The 5640-nt window shown below is 43.8% G+C and carries 5 protein-coding genes; 2 read left to right on the top strand and 3 right to left on the bottom strand.

Annotated elements, in window-relative coordinates; translation table 11 throughout:
- A partial coding sequence (locus tag ACM0OZ_RS47535) for a tyrosine-type recombinase/integrase (protein ID WP_414589936.1) occupies positions 1-435 on the top strand: 435 nt, incomplete at its 5' end.
- Between the two features lie 93 nt (positions 436-528).
- Here the strand turns inward: ACM0OZ_RS47535 and ACM0OZ_RS47530 are convergent.
- On the bottom strand, positions 529-987 hold the full coding sequence (locus ACM0OZ_RS47530) for a hypothetical protein (protein WP_414589935.1): 459 nt from the start codon (positions 985-987) through the stop codon (positions 529-531).
- 512 nt (positions 988-1499) lie between these two features.
- On the opposite strand from ACM0OZ_RS47530, the gene ACM0OZ_RS47525 reads away from it, so the two are divergent.
- Positions 1500-3485 (top strand): pentapeptide repeat-containing protein, encoded by a 1986-nt coding sequence (locus tag ACM0OZ_RS47525; protein WP_414589934.1) that lies wholly within the window; start codon positions 1500-1502, stop codon positions 3483-3485.
- Between the two features lie 247 nt (positions 3486-3732).
- On the opposite strand, the gene ACM0OZ_RS47520 is transcribed toward ACM0OZ_RS47525, so the two are convergent.
- Together ACM0OZ_RS47520 and ACM0OZ_RS47515 are read right to left on the bottom strand one after the other, a co-directional pair.
- The gene (locus tag ACM0OZ_RS47520) at positions 3733-4560 is read right to left on the bottom strand and encodes a transposase (protein WP_414589933.1); all 828 of its coding nucleotides are present in this window, start codon (positions 4558-4560) and stop codon (positions 3733-3735) included.
- 549 nt (positions 4561-5109) lie between these two features.
- Entirely contained in the window at positions 5110-5391 is a 282-nt protein-coding gene (locus tag ACM0OZ_RS47515) for a hypothetical protein (protein WP_414589932.1), read from the bottom strand.
- Positions 5392-5640: the final 249 nt, after the last annotated feature.

Here is a 5640-nt window from a genome sequence, read left to right as displayed (position 1 = left end):
TTTGAGAGGATTTCAGCCAGTTGGCACAAGGTGACAGCTTCTCTAGCCTTACGCCCATTGGGACAAAAAAATGAGCCAAGCCTTATTAACCCTGCGACTAACGACCACGATCTACGAGTCAACCATGAAGGCTTGGCTCCTAAATCCAGTCGGAACCCCGGTAAGGCGTTGTTCCCAGGAAAGCGCGGTATTACTGAGCGCCTCACCCGGTTTGGGGCTGAGAAGATTCTGAAGAATGCCTGCAAGCGTATTGGGTTAGTTGGTGTCAGTACTCACAGCTTTAGGCGGACAGCGTTAACGCAGATGTGTAGCGCTGGTATCCCATTACGGCATATTCAAGAAATCAGCGGTCACAATGACTTGGGGACGTTGCAGCGATATTTAGAAGTGACCCCAGAGCAAAGGAAGAAAGCTGTTTCAGTGATTGGGTTTTGAAATTCAACCTCTCTACACCCAAATATCCCACTAATGCTCACTGTACAAGTACTAGTGGGATATTTTAGGAGCAAAAACAAGTTGTGAGACTGATTACAGAGGACGACTCTTCATAGCCCAATGTATTTTTTCAAGGCTTCTTCTTGTGTTTTCCCACCAATCTCTTGTGACAAACTCATTTCTACTTGCATCTTCTAGTTCGTCCGCTACATATTTGCATTCTCTAACAGCTTTTTCTTTATCATTAGACACTTGAGCATCCTCAAGAAATCTTAAATGATTAGGTAATTCTGTTTTCATGTCTTTTGGTAGTTGGGAGGACACTTTATTAACCCGATTAGTAACGTTTTTAATTTCAGCACGTACTTCTTCCTGGGTTAGTTCCTCAAAAGATAAAGCATCCGGTGGATACCATTTTGTATCCCCGTTATCTAAACTTATTTCCACTTTTTTTTGTATTATGCCATCATCAATGGTTTTTACCTTGCCGTGTTCTTTACCTACAAACAATGTTTGTACGACCACTCGTTGACCTTGTTGAAATCTACTCATAATTGGTAGCACACTTAGGTTTAATTACCATGCGGTAGATACATCATCGTCTAGCGTCATTCCGTATTTAGCTCATTATTGCTCACTGTACAAGTACTTACTCGTGCAATTTATTTTAGAACCTTGTGTGATTCTCGGCATGAGTGCAGCGCTCTTTGCCGCAACAGCGAAGAAGAAAAAGTTAACTTAATCTGTGTGAAAGTAGTTCTAGTCATCTAAATGTCGGGAAATACACATATGACGACATCGTGCTAGCGCTCTTACAGTAAGGCAAAGCACTACTCCAGCAGATAAGACAGCACTACGTCTGGTGAAAAAATTAAATTCGAGATAAAAAGAAGCACCTAATTAATTGGGCGCTTTTTGTTCGAGTATAAACAATCGCACCCCTAGATTTATACTTACAACGATTTCAAGCAAAATAACATTTTTTACGGATCGTCACCATACCCCCTGTAGTTATGCTCTAAATAGCTGAATTTCACAAAGTAAGGACATAGGAATAATCCACAATGGCAATAGAGGAGCATTTAGCTCTGTTTAGGCAAGGAATAAAAAACTGGAATGAATGGAGACGGAAAAATTCAAATATAATTCCTGACCTCAGCAAGGCTGACCTCAGCAGGACTAACCTCAGTGAGGATGACCTCAGTGAGGATGATCTCCCCTGGGCTAACCTCTGGGGAACTGACCTCAGCAGAACTAACCTCAGTGGGGCTGACCTCAGTGGGGCTAACCTCAGTGGGGTTGACCTCAGCAGGACTAACCTCAGTGGGGGTGACCTCAGTGGGGCTAACCTCAGTGGGGCTAACCTCAGTGAGGCTGACCTCAGTGAGGCTGACCTCAGTGGGGGTGACCTCAGTGGGACTAACCTCAGTGGGGCTAACCTCAGGGGGGTTGACCTCAGCAGGACTAACCTCAGTGGGGCTAACCTCAGCAGGACTAACCTCAGTGAGGCTGACCTCAGCGGAATTAACCTTAGCGGAACTGACCTCAGTGGGGCTAACCTCAGGGGGGTTGACCTCAGCAGGACTAACCTCAGCGGAATTAACCTTAGCGGAACTGACCTCAGCGGACAAAACTTCACCGGGGCTGACCTCAGCAGAACTAACCTCAGTGGGGCTAACCTCAGTGGGGCTAACCTCAGTGAGGCTAACCTCATCGGGGCTGACCTCAGGAGGACTAACCTCACCAGGTCTATCCTCAGTGGAACTGACCTCATCGGGGCTGACCTCAGGAGGACTAACCTCACCAGGGCTGACCTTAGGGAAGCTGACCTCACCGGACAATATCTCTTCAAAACTAACCTCACCTGGACTAACCTCAGTGGGGCTAACCTTAGGGGGGCTGACCTTAAGGGGGCTATCTTCAGCGGAACTGACCTCAGCGGAACTGATCTCAGCGGAACTGACCTCAGCGGAACTGACCTCAGCAGAACTAACCTCAGCTCCGCTAACCTCAGCTCCGCTAACCTCAGCGGAATTAACCTTAGCGGAACTGACCTCAGTGGGGCTAACCTCAGGGGGGTTGACCTCAGCAGGACTAACCTCAGCGGAATTAACCTTAGCGGAACTGACCTCAGCGGACAAAACTTCACCGGGGCTGACCTCAGCAGAACTAACCTCAGTGGGGCTAACCTCAGTGGGGCTAACCTCAACGGAACTGACCTCAGCGGAACTGACCTCAGTGGGGCTAACCTCAGTGGGGCTAACCTCAGCGGAACTGACTTCAGCGGAGCTAACCTCAGTGAGGCTGACCTCAGCGGAACTGACCTCAGGGGGGTTGACCTCAGCAGGACTAACCTCAGCGGAATTAACTTTAGCGGAAGTGACCTCAGCGGACAAAACCTCACCGGGGCTGACCTCAGCAGAACTAACCTCACCAAGGCTTGCCTGATCAGAACTCAAGCATTAGGAACAAATTTCACGGCAGCAAACTTTACAGGTACTTGCTTGGAAGACTGGAATATTAACAGTGCTACAAAGCTCGATGATATAGATTGCCAGTACGTCTACTTAAGAAGTGACGAACAAGAACGCCGTCCCAGTAGCGGAGAATTTGCGACTGGGGAGTTTACCAACCTATTTCAGAAAGCTTTAGAAACAGTTGACTTAATTTTTGCCAATGGTATTGACTGGAAAGCATTTCTGCTCTCTTTTCAAGAACTACAGGCTGAATATGGTGAAGAAAATCTCTCAGTTCAAGCTATTGAAAAGAAAACTGGTGGTGCGTTTGTCATTCGGCTTGAGGTTCCACCAGAAGCCAACAAAGCAGAAATTGAGCGTCACGCAAAAGAATTATATGAAGTAAAGCTAAATGCACTTGAAGCAATATATCGTGCAAAGTTACAAGCTAAGGATGAACAGATAGCAACTTATCGTAAGCAGAATGCCGATTTAAACAACGTCATTGAAAGATTAGCCAATAGACCTATTCAAAATGTTATTAATGTTACAGCGCAAGCCCAAAGTGAATCTATGTCAGAATCTTATCAATAGACATCTCCGAAAAATGCCAATACCACTCTAAAACTGGACTTGAGTCACCGAACGCCAACTTCAAATATGAGCCAGTTTCAACGGAAAAATAAGGGCTTGAGACAGTTAGTGATTGATAACCAGGAAAAAATCACAAGTTAGGATATCAATTTTTCCTAGGAAGTTCGCACTATTTTATAGTGCCATAACTAATGCTCCTATTCGGAATCTTACAAGTCCACATATCGTCATGATTATTTGTTCATATTTACTTGGGTTTAATCGAAATCTGGAGAGAAGCGACTCTGAAAATTTTCAATATACGAATTAAATGTTCTACAAATATTCGGTCGGAAGCCATTTCTTTATTTTTCTTTTTTTGGGATTCGCTTAGTTCTCCTCTTTTCGGTTTTTTCATGGGAGTCTTAATTGATGGCTCTCCAATATAACCTTTATCACCTTGAAATTTTTGATGGGCGTCAAAATCTTTCTGTCCTTGACGAAATAAAGCTATGTCACTTTTTGGTCCTGGTTCTCCCGCGATAACATCAACAATATCTTTGCCATCTGGTAAAACAGTAATTTGATTTTTAAATGTATGGTTTTTCTTTTTCCCAGAGTAATACTTTTTCTGTTCTTTATACTCTCCAGGTCTCTCTCTAGCCTGTTCTGCACTATCTACTATTAGTTCATAGTCGGTTAAAACTTCTTGAACAATTTCATAGTCACTGGCGTTTTTTTTTACCTGTTCAAGTAAACTAGATGGCAAAAGTTCTTCTAGGAGTGGCAACCAGTAGTTAAATGTATCGTTCGCGGTTGATTCACTCACTCCAAACTGGATACCTAGCAACTGAAATGTTGTCAAATGTCTCAGATATATCAATGTTAACAGAATTTGCTCCTCCGTCGATAACTTTACTTTACGACCTCCTCCTTTATTTATGATTCTAACTTTTTGCGCTTCGACTTCTTCTTGCTTTTGGGTATGTAAGGCGAGCGCCTGTTTTATTAGTTGTTCTAGTTGCTCATACTTGAGACCAACCAACCGCTGCGTTTCCTGATGATTGTTTTTAATATAACCTAATATATCACTCATTTTTTTGTGGTACAAAAGCTAATTTTATACTCTTTTACCACAAAATACTTCTATTTTGGAGATGTCTAATCTAAATACGACCAAAGAAATTCTAATAACCAGTTTATTGACCAAGCACAATCTGGGAGTAACCCAATATTTAATCAACATAATTATACATCTGAGCAGAGACAAACTCTTGCACAAGCCGCAGCAGAAATTCAGCAACTCCTCAATCAGCTAGCTAAGACTAACCCAACAACAGAACAAGTTACGGCAGCGGTTCATCAAGAAATTAAATGCAATCCAACGTTCAAAGCCAGATTGCTAGGTGCGCTAGAAGCGGGGGTACTGGAAGCATTAAAGACAACAGTTAATCATCCACTCTTTAGTATTCCTATTGAAACAATAAAAGGATGGCTAGAAGCCGAATAGCAAGTACACCGGAATGATATCAAAGCCGACATTCCACTAATGCTTGCTGTAAGAGCGTTAGCGGGATTTTATTCATCTGAAGTTGAATTCTCAAAAGTAATTCAACATTGGGAGAAATTATGTTCAATCCACAAGTCACAAGTCATGACAGCAAAACGTTAGCGGTTTTATAGGTGGTGAGAAGTGAGATTCTCGCCAATTGACCCCTTTCTGGGCAAACCCCGTGCAGATGCGATGCTCCTTTATGAGCCGCCCTGCTGCCGCGATCGCCTTATCCGCCCTTAGCTGCCAGTCAGTCAACTTGCTGTGCAGTTGTGCTAAAGCCAAATGCTGGTGTTCATACTGAATTGCTTGGGCATAATTTCCTAGATACAGGTAAGCGATCGCGCATTGCGCGGCTCCTCCGGAGCATCGCAAGAGTAAGGATAGCCCAGTCAGTATGAATGTAGCTTAAGAGCGGGTGCCAAACGCAATAACCTTCCATGTAAGTATGGAGTACTTACATCCACAGGGCTACTTATTAATATAAATAAAAGCTCCCAGAGAAACGTTTCGAGAGCAAATGTTAATCCCAGACAAACTGTTTCCAATTAACAGGGATCAAGCCTTTCTTCACCAAATTCCTCGCGCCGTGGAAGCCCCTGCATTTATGCATGGGGGTAAGGC

It is taken from the genome of Scytonema sp. PCC 10023 (assembly GCF_963920835.1).
In the GTDB taxonomy this organism is placed as follows: Bacteria; Cyanobacteriota; Cyanobacteriia; order Cyanobacteriales; family Nostocaceae; genus Kalymmatonema.
The sequence above is the reverse complement of the archived record's forward strand: the minus strand, read 5'-3'. Positions and strand labels throughout refer to the sequence as shown.

Excerpts from the sequence above, each read along its gene's own strand:
- ACM0OZ_RS47530 (WP_414589935.1), bottom strand. The coding sequence starts at position 987 with ATGAGTAGATTTCAACAAGGTCAACGAGTGGTCGTACAAACATTGTTT.
- ACM0OZ_RS47525 (WP_414589934.1), top strand. The coding sequence starts at position 1,500 with ATGGCAATAGAGGAGCATTTAGCTCTGTTTAGGCAAGGAATAAAAAAC.
- ACM0OZ_RS47520 (WP_414589933.1), bottom strand. The coding sequence starts at position 4,560 with ATGAGTGATATATTAGGTTATATTAAAAACAATCATCAGGAAACGCAG.